Genomic DNA, 15,815 nt, shown 5'->3' on the forward strand with positions numbered 1-15,815 from the left:
TCTGTAAAAGTGTACTCCCCTAAGGGACTTCGGTATTACAGATTAATACTTTGGGAACCAGTATTGAATATTGCCCCCTAAAGACCGAATATGAACACGAGCAAAGTTTATAAGCCTCGAAAGGAGGAAATTATGGGTGCTGCTCCAGTAACTCACACAAATCCCGAAAAACGCTACATGCTGAAAATCCCGGTGCAAAAACGTTCCAAAGAAACGGTGGCAAGCATTGTGGAATCCTGCGCACGTTTATTAGTGCAAGAGCCGTATCACGCTATTACGACAGATAAGATTGCCGAAATGGCCGGCGTGAGTATCGGATCTCTTTATCAATTCTTCGCAAACAAAGAAGCTATTGTCGCTGCAGTGATCGATGATCTTTTGCAGAAGGACTTGGCCTATATCGAAGAAAACTTGGCAAAACTCCAAGCGACAGACTTGGACTCTAAAGTTCATGCCTTTATTGATATTGGATTCACTCGCTTTCATGACAACCGTCCTCTAAGAACGGCACTGCAAGGAGTGCAAGGCATGCTCGACTACTGGGACACAAGACGCGTGTTCTTTGAGCACTATCAAAAAGCGGTGCTCGCACACATGCCGCCAATCCCAGGACGCGATCGTGAAATGATGGCTCTATTTATCGTCAGTTGCTTTAACAATATCTTGCAACTGGCTCTTCTAGGCCCTCAAGGACCTGAAAGAGAAGACGCGATCAAAAAAGAAGTTTTCCTTCTTATTAGACGCTATCTGAATCCGTAAGAATTCACTTGCCTCCAACGCCCCTCCTCGTATTCTTATCGAGGAGGGTCTTTTTTTTGAATTCAGCAAAACTTTTTAAAATTCCTCTGCGCCTTCTTCCCGATGTTCTTCTTTGGATTTTTATTGCCGCTTTAGTTGGCTTTCTTGCAGGTTCCGCCTCCGCTGGTTTTTTACTGGCTCTTGATTTCGTCACGCACACACGAATTGAAAATCCTTGGCTTCTTTATTTACTTCCATGGGCTGGTGTCTTGATCGCGTTTTTGTATTCACGCTATGGCAAAAATACGGATGCAGGAAATAATCTTCTCATTGATGAAATTCACAATCCAAAAAAAGTCGTTCCTCTGCGTATGGCGCCTTTTGTTTTATTAGGAACGTTGGTCACTCATCTTTTTGGTGGCTCTGCCGGACGCGAAGGAACCGCCGTGCAAATGGGCGGAACGTTGGCAGATCAGCTAACATTGCTGTTCCGTTTTGATGCAGAAAAAAGAAAAACCCTTTTGATGGCAGGTATTTCTGCAGGGTTTTCTTCTATCTTCGGCACTCCGCTGGCGGGCGCTGTGTTTGGCCTTGAAGTGTTAGCTATTGGGCGCCTTCGCTATCAAGCCATTCTTCCCTGCTTTATTGCGGCGATTATTGCTGATCGCGTGTGTTTACAATGGGGCGTGCATCACACGGCCTATTCTATCGCACAAGTTCCTGAGATTTCAGTTCTCACTGTTTTGTGGTCGCTCGTTGCTGGCATCTGTTTTGGTCTCTGCGCTTATGCTTTTTCTTGGAGCAATCACCGACTCACGCATCTTTTAAAACAAACTTTTGCATCTCCGCTGGTGCGCGCTTTTATCGGCGGCGTGGTTGTGATTTTAGGAGCTGCGCTTTTGCAATCCGATCGCTATTTGGGATTGGGTGTTCCCGTTATTGTCGAAAGTTTTCAGGGACCCGTTCCGGCTTACGATTTTCTTTTTAAAATCATTTTCACCGTCGTCACTTTAAGTTCCGGATTCAAAGGCGGCGAAGTCACACCGTTGTTTTTTATTGGCGCAACATTGGGAAATGCTCTGGCGTGGATTTTACCTCTGCCTACAGGTCTTTTAGCGGGAATGGGATTCGTCGCTGTTTTTGCAGGAGCCGCGAATACGCCTCTGGCGTGTCTTTTGATGGCGATGGAATTATTTGGGACAGGCTCTGCCATTTACGCAGCCTTAGCGTGCGTTATGAGTTATATTTTTTCAGGACACGCGGGAATTTATCACTCGCAAAAAATCGAGGTCTACAAACATGCTCAAGAAAATTAATACGCCCTTCTCAGATTTGATGAAAGTGGATTTCCCGATTATCGCGGCACCCATGTTTTTGGTGAGCAACACGGACATCGTGGTCGAAGCCAGCGAAAGCGGCGGGATTGGAACATTTCCCGCTCTTAATTATCGTCCCATCGAAAAATATGCCGAAGCTTTAAAAGAAATTAAAAAGCGCACGAAAAAACCTATGGGTGTGAATATCATCGTGAATAAAAGCAATACGCGCCAAGAGCAAGATTTAAAGATCGCTCTTGATAACGGCGTGGACCTTTTTATCACCTCGTTGGGAAGCCCTAAGAAAGTGATTGAAAAAGCTCACAAAAATGGCGCAAAAGTTATTTGCGATGTGACGAATCTTGAACATGCTTTGAAAGTTCAAGATATGGGCGCTGATGGCGTGATTGCCGTTGGCACTGGAGCTGGTGGACACGCAGGTCCTATTTCACCGTTGGTTTTAATTCCTTGGCTCAAAACACGCCTGCAGATTCCTATTATCGCTGCCGGCGGTATCGCGCACGGTTCAATGATCTCTGCGTGCTTAGCTTTAGGCGCTTCCGGTGTGAGCGTTGGAACTCGTTTTATCGCGAGTCGCGAAGCACAAGTCGATCAGGCTTACAAAGATGCGATTGTGCAATCAACGCCGGAAGATATTGTGATGACAACACGAGTGTCAGGAACTCCGGCTGCGGTTATCAACACTCCTTACGTGCAAAAGTTAGGAACAGATCTGCCTTGGGCAATTAAGATTTTAAAAGATCACAAGCTCACGAAAAAATACATGACGCCGTTGATTCATTTAATGGGCATGAAGTCTTTAGAAGAAGCCGCGGTCAAACCCACTTGGAAAACGGTTTGGAGTGCCGGCCAGTCCGTGGGTTTGGTGGAAGAAATCCTAACAGTGCGTGAGATTTATCAAAAGCTCATCGCCGAATATGACGAGAGCGTGAAGAATCTTTCTCACTTAGGACTTGAGTGAACGATTGCGCACGGAGAGCGTGAGCTCATAAGTCATTATGGGCTCCGTCTCACTTGTTTTTGGAACAACCGCGTACCCTTTAAATTTTCTTTCAATACGTGCCGGATTTGTTTTCGCTTCATCAATCAAAGCTTTCACCGCTTCAACTTCGTCGCAGATGAAATGCACATCACCATCGCCGCGTTTTAAATACTGACCTGAAAAATCTTTAAAAACGAAATCGATTTTTTGCTTACTTTCTGAAATTGCCATCACAGCCGCCGCCGCAATCGACAATTCAGCACCAATTCCCAAAGCTCCAAAGTACATCGAGTTCAGATGATTTTTCGTGCGATAAGAAAGCGGCACCTTCAGAATAAAGCGCTTTTCCCCTGCTTCGACAACACGTGGACTGATAAAAAGAACGAGAGGAATTTTTAGAAGACCATAGAGATTTATAAACGCTGTGTATTTGAGATTTTTCATGTTCATTGTTTAATAGTAGGACTCGGGCCCAGAGATGGACTAGCACTTTTAGATGAAGACCTCTCATTTTGACTAATCGCAACATATAGAGTGTAATAAAGCCGAGGCAGACAGACCTGCCTCATTTCCTTGACCCCTTAACCGAAGCCCTTATAAAGGAGAGGTAGCACTAGGTAAGGGGCCATTAGTTTTTATGGATCAGTCACCGCCAAAACCTAAATTCTTAGAACGCTGGACACCGAAAGTAATTCGCGAAGCCAAACAGGTTTTTCGCGAAGGCGGTATCAAGGGCGTTCTCCGTCGTTACGGATGGAAGGTTTTTGCTGTGTTTTTTGTGTATTATCTGGTTCGCGACATCACGATTTATATTTTATTGCCGCTGTATCTGGCCAATAAACTTTTTTAAAGATCAATTCCCAAAGTAAAACTTGCGATGAGAACAAAGAAAACCGCAAAGGCCATGATCGCCAGGCGATAATCTTTTTGTCTGATAAAAAGAATTCCTGTCATCAAAACGCGTATCACTGGCAACGTCACGAGGACGACCAATCCAAAGAAAGACATCAAAAGAGCGCGGTCGTTCATAATAAGCGCCCATTGAATACTTTCTGAAAGCGATTGTGGATGATACTCGCTAAAGGTGCTTAAAACGTCGCCGCTATTAATAAGCATCCAAACCCAACCTACAAAAAGCAATGCTCCGGCAAAAAGAACCCCACCCCGCAAAAATTGACTGATGCGAATTTCAAGTTGATGAAGCGACAAGGGTGCTGAGTTTTCTTTACTCATTGAAGCCCCTTAATAATCATTTGAATGGAGACGATGCTTAAAACGACAACGAATATCTGACGAATGCGTTTTGCTGGAATTCGCACCATGGCTTTTGCTCCGAAGAAAGAGCCAATGATAATTCCTACAGCCACCGGAGCTGCAATTTGCGGCTGGATGTCTCCACGCAAAAGATAAGCTCCCGCACTGGCCGAAGCGGTCACACCGATCATAAAATTGGAAGTCGCTGAAGAAACTTTAATAGGAAGTTTCATCGCGCCATCCATCGCAAGAACTTTGAAAATACCACTGCCAATCCCAAGAAGAGCGGAAAGAACTCCGGCACCAAACATCGCAAACAATCCCAGCGGCACTTGCTGAACTTTGTAGTTCACCCAACGCTCGTTGCTTTCAGGATACGAACCATCGAGCTTCAAAGCCGTTGCCCAGGGATGATTCTCTCCCGTGAGGTGTTCTTCGCGTTTTCTGAGCATCATGATCGCCGAGAAAAATAAAAACACACCGAAGAGTAAAAACAAAAATTGCGCTTTGATAAATGAAGCGATTAAAAAACCAACAACAGCCCCGGTCACTGTACCGATCTCAAGAAAAACGGCCAGACGCAGATTTGTTAAAGAGTCTTTAAGATAGCTCGCAGCCGCGCCCGAAGATGTGGCGACAATAGAAATTAAACTAGCGGCAATCGCATAACGAATATTGACATGATAAAAAAGTGTTAAGACCGGGACGACAATGATACCGCCTCCAAGCCCTAAAAGAGCTCCTAGAAAGCCTGCACCCACTGCCGTCAAAAGAAGAAGAATCTCTAACATCTGATCACGGAATTCCGATTACTTCGCGCACTCAAACAAACGCACCAAGCGTGCGCCGAAGTAAGTGTCCTTCTTCGTGAACTGCCAAGGTGGATAGGGAAGGAAAACCGCTTCAGCACACTGACCTTTTTGTGCTACGGCCCACTGACGATCTTCTGAAGACGCCGTGTAGATTTCGCCTGTTTTTTGATCTTTAATGCCAATCGCAAAAGAGAACACTTTTGAAGTGATATCTCCATCGCTACGTGCCATTAATGCCACAGGGATTTCAACACGCTCCACTCCTGTGATTTCACCCACAACGGTTTTAGAGAAAATAACGCTGTAGTTCGCCAAAATCACCCAAGAAAGACCGACAATGACGAGCAAAACCAAAACAAATTTTGTAAACTTCCAAATTGTTGCCATAGAAATGGATTATCGGTTAGTTTGAAAGTCGTCAACAAAAAGGACCCCCACCGTGTTTTCTAAACAAGAAAAAATTCTCCTTGGAATTCTCGCTACGATTCAGTTCAGCTCTATCGTGGATTTTATGATCATGATGCCGCTGGGACCTCAGTTGATGCGTATGTTTGCGATCACTCCTCATCAATTCGGACTCCTTGTGTCATCGTATACATTCAGCGCTTCGATCAGTGGCTTTTTAGCTTCCTTCTTTGTCGATAAGTTTGATCGTAAAACAAGCCTGCTCTTTTTCTTTTTCGGATTCGCCATCGGCACTATTGCGTGCGCTCTCTCCCCTAACTACGAACTTCTTTTAACGGCTCGGGGATTGACGGGAATTTTCGGAGGAGTTTTAAGCTCTTTGGTGTTGTCGATTGTAAGTGATGCGATTTCTTATGAACGCCGTGGAAGCGCTATGGGAGTTATTATGACTTCCTTTTCAATGGCCTCTATCCTTGGAGTTCCATTCAGCCTTTTTCTTGCCAACGAATTTTCATGGCACGCACCGTTTACATTCTTAGGCGTACTTTCATTGCTTTTGTGTTTTGTGATTTGGAAATATGTTCCTGAAATGCGCGTTCACTTGCTGGAAAAGCGCGAGAAAGAACCTATTCACCGTGTTTTGACTCGTATTATTCACAATCAAAATCAGCGTCGCGCTTTGTTCTTTATGGCGGCTGTGATGTTTGGCCACTTTGCAATCATTCCCTTTCTTTCCCCTTCCCTTGTGGCGAATGTGGGAATGACAGAGCAACAATTGCCACTCATGTACATGGCCGGTGGACTTTGCACGATCTTTAGCTCCCCTTTTATTGGCCGTCTTGCCGATCGTTTTGGTAAACACAAGATTTTCCTGTGGGGCGCTTTGATTACGATTCTTCCTTACTGGGTGATCACACATATGGGACAAACGCCGCTATGGTTGACTTTAGCGATTTGCGCTTTCTTCTTTGTGTCTTCCGGAGGACGCATGATTCCTGCTACCGCTTTGGTATCAGGAACTTCTTTGCCGCAAAATCGCGGAAGTTTTATGAGTATTGTAAGCTGCGTGCAACAGATGGCCGCGGCGGTCTCTAGTTATATCGCAGGACTTATCATCACGACAGGTCCTAACGGTCACCTTGATAACTACAATGTCGTTGGATACATCGCGGTCGTTTTCACATTCGTAGCGATTTATCTTTCTCGTCGAATTCACGCGATCGAAAGTGCGACTACAAAAACAGAAGCTGATACCGCCCACATCGGTGAGCCCGTCGTTTAATCACGGATTTTCTGTCTTAAAGATTTAATTTCAGAGTGGCGCTTTTTTGTGTCCACTCTTTTTCGTTGCGAACTTTTTGTCGGTTTTGTCGGCACCCGTTTTTTAGGAACAAAAAGAGCCTTATTAAGCATCTCTTGAAGCTTGCGAATGCATTCCGATCTGTTTTGATCTTGATCCCTGTGAACTTCACTGCGAATGATCAAATCTCCGTCGACAGTGAGCTTTCCTTGAAGCTTGATCGCAAGACGTTCCTTAAGATCCTGGTTTATGGATTGCGATTGCCATAAATTCCAACGCAGAATCGCGGCGGAATTAGTTCGATTCACATTCTGCCCGCCCGGCCCTCGCGAGCGCGCATAGGTAAAATCCAATTCTGAAAACGGAATCTGTACGGAGATCACCCTTTAGCACCCTCGAAATCTGCCTTTCCTTCTCCGATTTTACTTCCGTTTAAGATCACTTCGTATGTCATCGGCGAAGCCTTTGAAACCATCGCGCTCACACCGCAGTACTTTGTCATCGACAAGGTCACGGCCTTCATTGCTTGCTCTGGTTTAATATCTGATCCCTCGATTTGATATTGCAGTTTCACTTCTTCAAAAATGGAAGGATAGCCATGCGTGGTGTTGGCCTGTGCATTCACGTCGCAGGATAAAAGGTTCACTCTCATTTTTTTTAAAATAGAAGCCACGTCCATCCCCGTGCAGCCGCAGATGCTGGCCAAAAGAAGTTCCTTCGGAGTTGGCCCTTGGTCCTTGCCACCGACTTCCGTTTTAGCGTCCATTGTGAATTTATGAGTGCGAATATGAGATTCAAATCCCATATCTCCGATCCATTTCGTACGACATTCCATATGACCCATAAAAGTCTCCTCAAATTAGTTCAGTCCTTACGCTACAATCCATAACGCCAGAAGTAAAGAGAAGCTCAAAACCGGGGATCATTTGCGTTGAAGCGCAAGGAACAGTAAACTAAAAGGGTTAGGAGTAACACTATGATTGCAATGATTGCTATAGCCTTTGTTGGATTGATCGCCGGTTGTGGCGTGGGCTTGGCCTTGCACAAATTTCTGAATGCGCGCACCTTGCGCCATGCTCGTGATGAAGCTCAAGACATTGTTGGAGAAGCCAAAGAAGCGGCTGAGCTGAAAGCTCTTGAGGAAAAAGAACGCGTTCAAGAAATTGAAATGGAAATGTGGACCAAGGTTGAACCTGAGATGCTTAAGGTTGAAGGCCGCATTGAAGAGCTGCAAGAAGTCGCCAACGAAAAAAAATCCAAAGCCGATTCTATCGTTCACGAAGAAAAGAAAAAACTGCAAGAGCGTGAAGCTGAAGTCAAAGCGCAAGAACAAGCTTTGCGCACCCAAGAAGCGGAACTGAACAAACTGAAAGAGGCACAGAAAAATTTAAACAATGATCTCGTGCAAAAGCTGACAGAGCGCTTGGGAACATCTTCTGAGGAATTTAAAACTCAATTAAAAACTCAGATGGAAGAAGATGCTCGTCGCAGAGCCGCTAAGTTCATTCAAGAATCTGAAGAGGATCTAAAAGAACACGCCGAAGTGCGTGCGAAAAAAATCTTGAGTCTCGTGATTGATCGCTTTGCCCGTCCGTACTGTGCTGAACGCGGTATTGGTGCCGTGAACTTTCCAGACAACCACATCCGCAAACTTTTCGTCGATGCCAATGGCAACAACATTAAGGCCGTTCAAGAGGCCTGCGGTTGCGACATCATTGTCGAAGAAGGTATGGACATGGTGGGTGTCGCGGGATTCGATCCGGTTCGTCGTGAACTGACTCGCAGAACACTTGAAAGAATTTTCAAAGAGAAGAAAAACATCAATCCTGATTTCATCAAGAAAATTGCTGAAAATCAGAAAAAAGAACTCTTTAAAAACATCAAACATGATGGTGATGCTTTAGCGAAAGAATTAAAACTGGAAGGTTTGAATGGTGAAATCCGTCAAATGATGGGATCTCTTCGCTATCGTTATTCTTTCACGCAAAATCAATACTTCCACTGCGGTGAAGTCGGTTGGCTTGCGGGATTGATGGCAGCAGAACTGGGTTTGGATATTAAAAAAGCACGTCGCGTGGGTATGCTCCATGACATTGGTAAATCCATGGACCACGTGATGGAAGGTGGACACGCCGTGATTGGTGCTGACTTTATCGCGGCCCGCGGCGAAGCGCCTGACGTGGTGCACGCTGTAAAAGCCCATCACTTTGATGAACAACCTTCAACGGATCATGCATTCCTTGTGATCGCAGCCGATGCGGTTTCAGGGGCTCGTCCGGGGGCACGTCGTTCGACGATTGAATCTTACAATCAAAAAGTTTCTGAGCTTCAAGACATTGCTCGCAGCTTCCAAGGGGTGACGGACTGTTTCGTTTTGAGTGGCGGACGCGAGTGCCGTGTTCTTGTGAACGGCAAGAAAGTCGACGACACGCAAGCTTTAGATCTGTCTAAAAAAATTGCCGCGCGCATCGAAGAAGAGTGCAACTACCCTGGTCAAATCAAAGTGGTCATTGTGCGCGAAACTGTTGTTACAGAACAAACTAGGAAGGAACTCGCGTAATAAACGCGAGTCCTTTCTGTATCTCAACAGACCTTTTATTAAAATCCCTTCATGGTCGCTCTTTTAGAAGATTCTCCGATCTACTTCAGATCAAATAAGGAGGTAAGTTTTTTAAAAGGGAGATACCTCATGGTGATCGAAACAGCACTAGAAAGGCAACACACTCCGCGCGTGTTGGTGATTGATGATAGCTTAGATTCCGTTAAGCTTATGTCTCACATCCTTGATCACTACAAATGCGACGTAACAATGGCCTTTGATGGTCAAGACGCCATTCCATTGCTCGTCAACAGGCAGTTTGATTTGGTGATTTTAGATTGGCAGATGCCACAGATGGGTGGTCGCGATACGTTGTTGTTAATGGACCGCCTTTTGACAGAAAAGAAAATTCACAGAATTCGAAAAGCAATTCCCGTTGTGATTTACACAGGTCACTCGGAAGAAGAATTGGAACTTCCACTGGTTCGTCATTTCACCTATATGGGCTTTATCAACAAGCGCCAGGCGTTCAGCTCTATGATGCGATCATTTAATTTTATTTTGCGTTCGATCTAAGGAAACTTAGGAACGCGCGCGAGGGGCTTCCGGATAGGATGCCGGAGGCCCCCGATTCCATTTCGGGTCTTACGGGCGAGCACACTTGCCGTCATGCTGACAGCGAATCATTTCATAACGGTGATTTTTCATTTCTAGAAGAGTGTACTCCAACTCTTTATCAAATCCCTGAGCGACAGAACCTTTTTGCGCGATAGAGAAAAACTCATTCACGAATTGAAATTGTTCTGGAGAATAAATTTCTTTTGTTGAGGTATTAAAGAAACGTGTCGCTTTGTTAGAGCGGACTGTTTTTAGAAATCTGGCTCTTTGCTCGTGCGCTTTTTCAAGACCGCCTGCTACGTCTTTCCAGCATTTCACTTCGCCGATTTTCACGACTTTTTGAATGTTCGCATCAAAGATCACAACATCAAGTTCACCAATCACGTGAGAGGCATCTCCGTAAGCGATACCGACAATGACATTGTACTGCGGAGCTGGGAATTCACGTTGAACTTGAACGCGTGCGACCTCTTCACAGATCGATCCTGAATCTTCGTAACTGCGAGGAACGTTTTTAATAAGTTCAAAATCTTCCTCCCAAGAAGCAAAAACAGTCGTGGAAGAAAGCAGAGCCAAAAGCAGAACGAAGATTTTCATAGAGCCTCGCAGGATTATTGAGAACCCTCTTTTGCCGAGCGGTGCCATAAAAAGCAATGAGGTTGTCCTAGATTTCAATAACGCACTGCGCGTCTTAGTAAGATGCAGTGATCCTTTGTTTTTAAACTTCGTTTTGTTATCTTAGTCGGACTATGGATCCTGACCCTTACCCGAAACGCTTATGCAGTCTCCTGCCTAAGGAGACACCATGACCGAAATTCTCGTCGTCCTTATTTGCCTTTTTATAAACATGCTTCTTTCTGGTTCTGAGATGGCCTTTGTGACCGTCAGCAGACAGCAACTCAAACGTCTTGCTCCGACCAATAGAAATGCGCGCGTTCTTTTAAAGCTTAAAGAAAATCCTGAAAGAACTCTTTCCGTGATTCAAATCGGCATCACTCTGGTTGGCGCTATTGCTGCTGCTGTCGGTGGTGCGGGAGCTGAAGAAGCTTTAAGTCCTTTCTTTATGGAGTTCTTTAAAGTTTCGGAACAAACAGCAGAAGCCATTTCTATTGCCGCGGTTGTTTTGCCGATTTCCTATTTAAGTGTTGTTGTTGGTGAGCTTTTACCGAAAACGATGGCATTAAGAAATCCGCTGGTGATCGCGCTGTGGACTTCGCAAGGTCTTTATCTGGGAGAAAAAATGCTTTCCCCGGCAGTGACGATTCTTGAGAAGTCGACAAACATCCTGGTGAAGCTTGTGACTTTTGGTTCACAGAAAAACTTCACACACGATCACCAGGACATCGCAATTGAGGACCTGCCGCAACAGACAAAACAGTATGTCGTGAATCTCGTGAGTGCCGATAAAAAAGTGGCCCGCGAAATCATGCTTCCGTGGAAAGATGTTATTTATATTCGTAAAGATGACACCCACGATGACGTCGAAACGATTGTTTTAAATTCCCGCCACACTCGCCTGCCCGTTTTGGAAGATCAAGAAGTCATTGGAATTATCAACACCAAAGAATTCTTGGCTTTAAGAGAAACAACGGATTGGCAAAGCCTGATTCGCCCGATTTTAAAATTCAAATCTTTTGAACCGCTTTTTAAAATTCTTCTAAAAATGCAGGAACAAAAATCCCATATGGCTGTGATCTATGAACAGACGAAATACGTGGGACTGATTACAATGGAAGATATCTTTGAAGAAATTATCGGTGACGTGTTTGATGAGGACGATGACGGATTGATTAAAAAAATCCTGGCTTCAAAATCGCGTCGTCGCCCGATTTAAGAATTATTTTTTAAAGGAATTTATATGCTCGTCACGGAAAAAGAATTCTATCTTGTTGGCTTTGAAACTAGGACTGACAATAAAACTGAAATGACAAGTGCCACAGGACAGGGACAGATTGCGAAAATGTGGGAAAGAATCTTCAAGGAAGATCTTAAGGGAAAAATCCCTCATGCCGAAAGCCATGATATTTTCGCCGTTTATTCTAATTACGAAAGCGATGAAACAGGTAAGTACGATTATTTTCTTGGCTACAAAGTCCCAAATTTCAATTCAATTCCAGCGGGCCTTGTTGCGAAAAAAATTCTGGCGGGTTCTTACAAAAAATACGTCACAAAAAAAGGACTTCCTTACGTGGTCGTACCAGAAACCTGGGCTCAAATTTGGACCGAACTCAAAGGCCAGCGTCTTTTCAAAACGGACTTTGAAGTCTATGGAGAAAAAGCACAAGATCCGAATAATGCTATTGTCGATGTTTACGTGGGAGTTAAAGGCTAACTCCCCTTCAAACGATTATGTTACTTCCAAATTCCTTCGGGACCTTGAGCTGCACCGTCTTTACGGCCCAGAGTTCCCAACTGGAATTCGTCTTCAATCATGCGCATTAAATCGATGTGTGTGAGTGTTTGATTTGTTGAAGAACCTGGAATGACAGAATCACCTAAGAGTGCTGTATAGATCAGATTTCCACTGCGAGTTTTGGATTCATCAAAAGTAATGACGACCAAAAGATCTTTCATAAATTGAGGATCTGAAAACTTGCTTTCAAAATTTTTCTGCAACCAGTTGGAAGCAAATCCAATTCCCGTGTCATGGCCATCATCGTCTAAGTTCGGAGCGTAAAGAGCGAATGATGGCAACGTCCCTGCCACTGCATCTTTTTCGAAGGCCTTCGTATCGACGATATTGGCGCACCGTGAAGGATTCTGTGCAATATCAGTGAAACTAATAAAAGGATTGTGCTTACGAGCATAACGACCTTTTGTTGGCCCCGTAAAACAATTCCCGGGATAATCTTCGATATAACCCTTCCAAGAATATCCGCGAGCTTCAAGAAGATCGACAAGGTTTGTTCCTTTAATATTCACGGGATCGTCGTTTGCCACTTGCATGGTATCGCCGCCAAGAAGAGCAATATAGTTTCCCTGCGAAGGATGAGTGACTCCGTTCATCCGTGTGAGCAAAGCTCCCTGACGAGTCAACTTCTGCAAGAAAGGCTGCTTCAAGGCCTCGGCGTAATCCGTATTTTCCAGGACAATGATAAGAACTTTTTTAAAACGACCGCCGGAAGAAGCTTCGGCTTGAAACGAGAACGCTAGCAACAGGAAACAAAGGACGAGCTTTTTCATAAAGGCCCCTTTTATGTCTCACTAGCTACTCCCCTTTGACGTTAAAAGAAAGGGCAAAAAGCGATGACAATAAAAAAGGGCCGGATTTCTCCAGCCCTGTCTTTGCGCAGTGCAATTCAAAAAGGTACGGCGTACCTTCTAAAGAACTTTGTTGGCGTGGTATTGCTCTTCGGAGAAGTCGTCTACCAGGATCGCGTCGTAGCGGACAGCATCGGCTTCTTGAACGAGTTTCAACTCGTCTTCTGTGATGATGTTTTTGCTGCGAGCCTCATCCAACAAAAGATTTGTTTTCTTTTTAGGAAGAACGCCGTCGCGGATCGCTTTTTTGATTTTCTTTTCAGCCGCTTCTGCTCTGAGTGACACAGAAAACGCGTGCTCAAGACGGCCCAATTGTTGATTGCGGTCTTTAGGAACGTAGATGCCTTCGCTCAAACGTTCACGGATGCCACCTTCTTGCATCATTGCTGAAGCAATCGCATGAGACCAACCGTCAGACGCTTGTGAGCCTACAGAGTTGATACGAGACCAAGCACCGATCCAACCTTTAAAGAACCAACGAAGACCTGGGATTTTCAAGTTGTCGAAAATACCATCGAAACCTTTTTGGATTTCAGCCATCGAGTTTTTCAAGCTGTAGTGAACAAATGGAAGATCTTCTTCCTTACGGCCTTCCGCTTCGAAACGACGAAGGATGGAAGTCGCAATGTACATATTTGCCAAGATATCAGCAAAACGACCTGTGATTTTTTCTCTCATTTTCAATGAACCACCCAACACGCCCATCGCCACGTCAGAAAGAAGTGCGAAAGTCGCTGAAGTCCAAGACAAACGACGGAAGTAGATTTTCATTTGCGGATGGCAATCCGGAGTGGCTGCCAAGTAACCGCGAGAGCATGAAAGTAAGATCGCACGGCATGTATTGCGAACGATGTGACCAATGTGACCGAAGAACGCCTTGTCGAAGGCTTTCGTGTCATTGGCTTCATAAGCTTTCACTTCAGAGTATGCAAACGGATGCGAACGAAGCGCGCCTTGACCGAAGATGATCAAAGTACGAGTCATGATATTCGCACCTTCAACAGTAATACCGATTGGAGTTGCAATGTAGATTTCGGCCAACAAGTTGCGAGGTCCCATAGAGATACCTGCACCACCCATGATGTCCATAGCATCATTGATACCTTTACGGCCCATCTCTGTCGCGTAGTATTTTTGCATCGCTGTGATAACGCCGGGTTTGATCCCCTTATCAAGAGCACCCAAGCAGTATTTTCTCATAGCTTCTAATGTGTACGTTGAAGCACCGATGCGAGCCAATGGCTCTTCAACACCTTCAAACTTACCGATAGAAACACCGAACTGACGGCGAACAACCGCATGAGCTGAAGTCACGCGAGTGATGAGTTTCGCGCCCCCTGTGGCTTGAGCTGGCAAAGAGATACCGCGACCTGCTGCCAAACACTCCATCAACATCATCCAACCGCGACCAGCACCAGCGATACCACCGACGATCGCTTCTTCAGCGTCGACGATAACGTCTTTACCTTGTGTCGGACAGTTGTAGAAAGGAGTGTTGAGTGGATCATGACGGCGGCCCAAAACAACGCCTGGCGTTTTTGAAGGGATCAACGCACAAGTAATTCCAAGATCCTCACCTTTACCCAAAAGATTTTCTGGATCGCGAAGACGGAAGGCCAAACCGATCACAGACGAAATCGCCGCCAATGTGATCCAACGTTTGTTCCAATTCAATTTGATTTTGATTTTTCCATCTGTGTCTTTGAAAAGAACACCAGAAGAAGTGATTGAACCCGCATCAGACCCCGCAGTTGGCTCTGTCAAACCAAAGCATGGGATTTCAGTTCCGTCTGCAAGACGTGGCAACCAATGTTTTTTCTGAGCGTCAGTTCCGTAGTGAGCCAGAAGCTCGGCAGGACCCAAAGAGTTTGGCACCATTACTTGAATCGCCACCGCCAAAGAGCGAGAAGAGATTTTCATAATCACTTCAGAGTGGCAAAGAGCGGAGAAGCCAAGACCACCGTATTCCTTAGGAACAATCATTCCCAAGAATTTTTCTTTTCTGATGTAGTTCCAGATGTCTTCAGGAATTTCTTTTGTCTTGTAGATATCCCAGTGGTCGATCATAGAGCACAGGGTTTCCACCGGGCCATCCATGAACGCTTTTTCTTCTGGAGTCAGATTTGGATAAACTTCGTTCATCAAGTTTGTAAAGTTTGGTTTTCCGGAGAAAAGATCTTTTTCAATCCACACAACGCCGGCATCCAATGCCGCTTTTTCTGTGTCGGAGATTTTCGGCAAGAATTCAAACTTCTTAAAGATCGCAAATACACCCGAAGTCACAAGAGCCGCGCGAAGAGGCGCAATGTTGAAGATCACAGCAAGAACTGCAAAGACGATCCACAACCACATCGGTGCCGCGAATCCAAACAGAATCGCTGCTACAGCAATTGTCCACACGATCAGCGGACTGCTGAAGAAACCGACAAACAACAAGAGGACGATGGAACCAAGTACCCAGGCCCATGTGCAGCTCTCTAAAAAATATCCATATAAAGAGTTGAAAGAATCCACGATGTATCTCCTTTATCAAATACACCCATAATTAGACTCTTTAATGTGAGCATGT

General features: G+C 45.0%; 18 protein-coding genes. 9 read left to right on the plus strand and 9 right to left on the minus strand.

Going from position 1 to position 15,815, the window contains the following annotated elements; translation table 11 throughout:
• Window positions 1–132: 132 nt before the first annotated feature.
• From AAAA78_RS10060 to AAAA78_RS10070, 3 genes are read left to right on the plus strand one after another with little or no spacing between them, the layout of a single operon-like run.
• Window positions 133–759 (plus strand): TetR/AcrR family transcriptional regulator, encoded by a 627-nt coding sequence (locus AAAA78_RS10060; protein ID WP_295905032.1) that lies wholly within the window; start codon window positions 133–135, stop codon window positions 757–759.
• 56 nt (window positions 760–815) lie between these two features.
• Entirely contained in the window at window positions 816–2,054 is a 1,239-nt protein-coding gene (locus AAAA78_RS10065) for a voltage-gated chloride channel family protein (RefSeq protein ID WP_340591898.1), read from the plus strand.
• Window positions 2,038–3,036 (plus strand): NAD(P)H-dependent flavin oxidoreductase, encoded by a 999-nt coding sequence (locus AAAA78_RS10070; protein ID WP_340591899.1) that lies wholly within the window; start codon window positions 2,038–2,040, stop codon window positions 3,034–3,036. The genes AAAA78_RS10065 and AAAA78_RS10070 overlap by 17 nt, the downstream gene beginning before the upstream one ends.
• Here AAAA78_RS10070 and AAAA78_RS10075 read toward each other — a convergent pair.
• Window positions 3,022–3,501 (minus strand): DUF4442 domain-containing protein, encoded by a 480-nt coding sequence (locus AAAA78_RS10075; protein ID WP_340591900.1) that lies wholly within the window; start codon window positions 3,499–3,501, stop codon window positions 3,022–3,024. The two genes, AAAA78_RS10070 and AAAA78_RS10075, sit on opposite strands and share 15 nt — an antisense overlap.
• Before the next feature lie 193 nt (window positions 3,502–3,694).
• Between AAAA78_RS10075 and AAAA78_RS10080 the strand changes: the two genes are divergently transcribed.
• Window positions 3,695–3,907, plus strand: coding sequence for a hypothetical protein (locus AAAA78_RS10080; RefSeq protein WP_340591901.1), 213 nt, complete (start codon window positions 3,695–3,697; stop codon window positions 3,905–3,907).
• Here the strand turns inward: AAAA78_RS10080 and AAAA78_RS10085 are convergent.
• Genes AAAA78_RS10085 through AAAA78_RS10095 form a run of 3 tightly spaced genes read right to left on the minus strand, consistent with a single transcriptional unit; the run spans window position 3,904 to window position 5,510 of the window.
• Entirely contained in the window at window positions 3,904–4,290 is a 387-nt protein-coding gene (locus AAAA78_RS10085; protein WP_340591903.1) for a DUF1634 domain-containing protein, read from the minus strand. The genes AAAA78_RS10080 and AAAA78_RS10085 overlap by 4 nt on opposite strands.
• A complete protein-coding gene (locus tag AAAA78_RS10090; RefSeq protein ID WP_340591904.1) occupies window positions 4,287–5,102 on the minus strand; it encodes a sulfite exporter TauE/SafE family protein in 816 nt (271 codons plus the stop codon). The genes AAAA78_RS10085 and AAAA78_RS10090 overlap by 4 nt, the downstream gene beginning before the upstream one ends.
• Before the next feature lie 18 nt (window positions 5,103–5,120).
• Complete coding sequence (locus AAAA78_RS10095; protein ID WP_340591905.1) at window positions 5,121–5,510, minus strand: hypothetical protein; 390 nt, start codon at window positions 5,508–5,510, stop codon at window positions 5,121–5,123.
• A gap of 52 nt (window positions 5,511–5,562) precedes the next feature.
• Between AAAA78_RS10095 and AAAA78_RS10100 the strand changes: the two genes are divergently transcribed.
• Window positions 5,563–6,810, plus strand: a complete 1,248-nt coding sequence (locus AAAA78_RS10100) for an MFS transporter (protein WP_340591906.1) — start codon at window positions 5,563–5,565, stop codon at window positions 6,808–6,810.
• Here the strand turns inward: AAAA78_RS10100 and arfB are convergent.
• Both arfB and AAAA78_RS10110 read right to left on the minus strand, forming a co-directional pair.
• Window positions 6,807–7,211, minus strand: coding sequence for an alternative ribosome rescue aminoacyl-tRNA hydrolase ArfB (gene arfB / locus AAAA78_RS10105; protein WP_340591907.1), 405 nt, complete (start codon window positions 7,209–7,211; stop codon window positions 6,807–6,809). The genes AAAA78_RS10100 and arfB overlap by 4 nt on opposite strands.
• Window positions 7,208–7,672, minus strand: coding sequence for an OsmC family protein (locus tag AAAA78_RS10110; protein ID WP_340591908.1), 465 nt, complete (start codon window positions 7,670–7,672; stop codon window positions 7,208–7,210). Before AAAA78_RS10110 ends, arfB begins: the two co-directional genes overlap by 4 nt.
• A gap of 132 nt (window positions 7,673–7,804) precedes the next feature.
• Between AAAA78_RS10110 and AAAA78_RS10115 the strand changes: the two genes are divergently transcribed.
• Together AAAA78_RS10115 and AAAA78_RS10120 are read left to right on the plus strand one after the other, a co-directional pair.
• Window positions 7,805–9,388, plus strand: coding sequence for an Rnase Y domain-containing protein (locus tag AAAA78_RS10115; protein WP_340591909.1), 1,584 nt, complete (start codon window positions 7,805–7,807; stop codon window positions 9,386–9,388).
• A 129-nt stretch (window positions 9,389–9,517) separates the two neighbouring features.
• Window positions 9,518–9,943 (plus strand): response regulator, encoded by a 426-nt coding sequence (locus AAAA78_RS10120; RefSeq protein WP_340591910.1) that lies wholly within the window; start codon window positions 9,518–9,520, stop codon window positions 9,941–9,943.
• A gap of 69 nt (window positions 9,944–10,012) precedes the next feature.
• Here the strand turns inward: AAAA78_RS10120 and AAAA78_RS10125 are convergent, their stop codons facing one another.
• Window positions 10,013–10,582 carry a hypothetical protein gene (locus AAAA78_RS10125; protein WP_340591911.1) on the minus strand — a complete coding sequence of 190 codons (570 nt, stop codon included), beginning with the start codon at window positions 10,580–10,582 and terminating at the stop codon, window positions 10,013–10,015.
• A gap of 208 nt (window positions 10,583–10,790) precedes the next feature.
• On the opposite strand from AAAA78_RS10125, the gene AAAA78_RS10130 reads away from it, so the two are divergent.
• Window positions 10,791–11,819, plus strand: coding sequence for a hemolysin family protein (locus tag AAAA78_RS10130; RefSeq protein WP_340591912.1), 1,029 nt, complete (start codon window positions 10,791–10,793; stop codon window positions 11,817–11,819).
• A gap of 24 nt (window positions 11,820–11,843) precedes the next feature.
• On the plus strand, window positions 11,844–12,317 hold the full coding sequence (locus AAAA78_RS10135) for a GyrI-like domain-containing protein (RefSeq protein WP_340591913.1): 474 nt from the start codon (window positions 11,844–11,846) through the stop codon (window positions 12,315–12,317).
• A 20-nt stretch (window positions 12,318–12,337) separates the two neighbouring features.
• Here the strand turns inward: AAAA78_RS10135 and AAAA78_RS10140 are convergent, their stop codons facing one another.
• Both AAAA78_RS10140 and AAAA78_RS10145 read right to left on the minus strand, forming a co-directional pair.
• Window positions 12,338–13,168, minus strand: coding sequence for an alkaline phosphatase family protein (locus AAAA78_RS10140; protein WP_340591914.1), 831 nt, complete (start codon window positions 13,166–13,168; stop codon window positions 12,338–12,340).
• Between the two features lie 138 nt (window positions 13,169–13,306).
• The gene (locus AAAA78_RS10145) at window positions 13,307–15,760 is read right to left on the minus strand and encodes an acyl-CoA dehydrogenase (protein WP_340591915.1); all 2,454 of its coding nucleotides are present in this window, start codon (window positions 15,758–15,760) and stop codon (window positions 13,307–13,309) included.
• Window positions 15,761–15,815: the final 55 nt, after the last annotated feature.

The sequence above is a fragment of the Bdellovibrio sp. BCCA genome, assembly GCF_037996825.1.
In the GTDB taxonomy this organism is placed as follows: Bacteria; Bdellovibrionota; Bdellovibrionia; order Bdellovibrionales; family Bdellovibrionaceae; genus Bdellovibrio.

Coding starts and splice junctions, on each gene's coding strand:
- AAAA78_RS10130 (WP_340591912.1), top strand. CDS start 10,791: ATGACCGAAATTCTCGTCGTCCTTATTTGCCTTTTTATAAACATGCTT.
- AAAA78_RS10115 (WP_340591909.1), top strand. CDS start 7,805: ATGATTGCAATGATTGCTATAGCCTTTGTTGGATTGATCGCCGGTTGT.
- AAAA78_RS10085 (WP_340591903.1), bottom strand. CDS start 4,290: ATGAGTAAAGAAAACTCAGCACCCTTGTCGCTTCATCAACTTGAAATT.
- AAAA78_RS10060 (WP_295905032.1), top strand. CDS start 133: ATGGGTGCTGCTCCAGTAACTCACACAAATCCCGAAAAACGCTACATG.
- AAAA78_RS10125 (WP_340591911.1), bottom strand. CDS start 10,582: ATGAAAATCTTCGTTCTGCTTTTGGCTCTGCTTTCTTCCACGACTGTT.
- AAAA78_RS10095 (WP_340591905.1), bottom strand. CDS start 5,510: ATGGCAACAATTTGGAAGTTTACAAAATTTGTTTTGGTTTTGCTCGTC.
- AAAA78_RS10080 (WP_340591901.1), top strand. CDS start 3,695: ATGGATCAGTCACCGCCAAAACCTAAATTCTTAGAACGCTGGACACCG.
- AAAA78_RS10120 (WP_340591910.1), top strand. CDS start 9,518: ATGGTGATCGAAACAGCACTAGAAAGGCAACACACTCCGCGCGTGTTG.
- AAAA78_RS10110 (WP_340591908.1), bottom strand. CDS start 7,672: ATGGGTCATATGGAATGTCGTACGAAATGGATCGGAGATATGGGATTT.
- AAAA78_RS10075 (WP_340591900.1), bottom strand. CDS start 3,501: ATGAAAAATCTCAAATACACAGCGTTTATAAATCTCTATGGTCTTCTA.
- AAAA78_RS10070 (WP_340591899.1), top strand. CDS start 2,038: ATGCTCAAGAAAATTAATACGCCCTTCTCAGATTTGATGAAAGTGGAT.
- AAAA78_RS10135 (WP_340591913.1), top strand. CDS start 11,844: ATGCTCGTCACGGAAAAAGAATTCTATCTTGTTGGCTTTGAAACTAGG.
- AAAA78_RS10140 (WP_340591914.1), bottom strand. CDS start 13,168: ATGAAAAAGCTCGTCCTTTGTTTCCTGTTGCTAGCGTTCTCGTTTCAA.
- AAAA78_RS10090 (WP_340591904.1), bottom strand. CDS start 5,102: ATGTTAGAGATTCTTCTTCTTTTGACGGCAGTGGGTGCAGGCTTTCTA.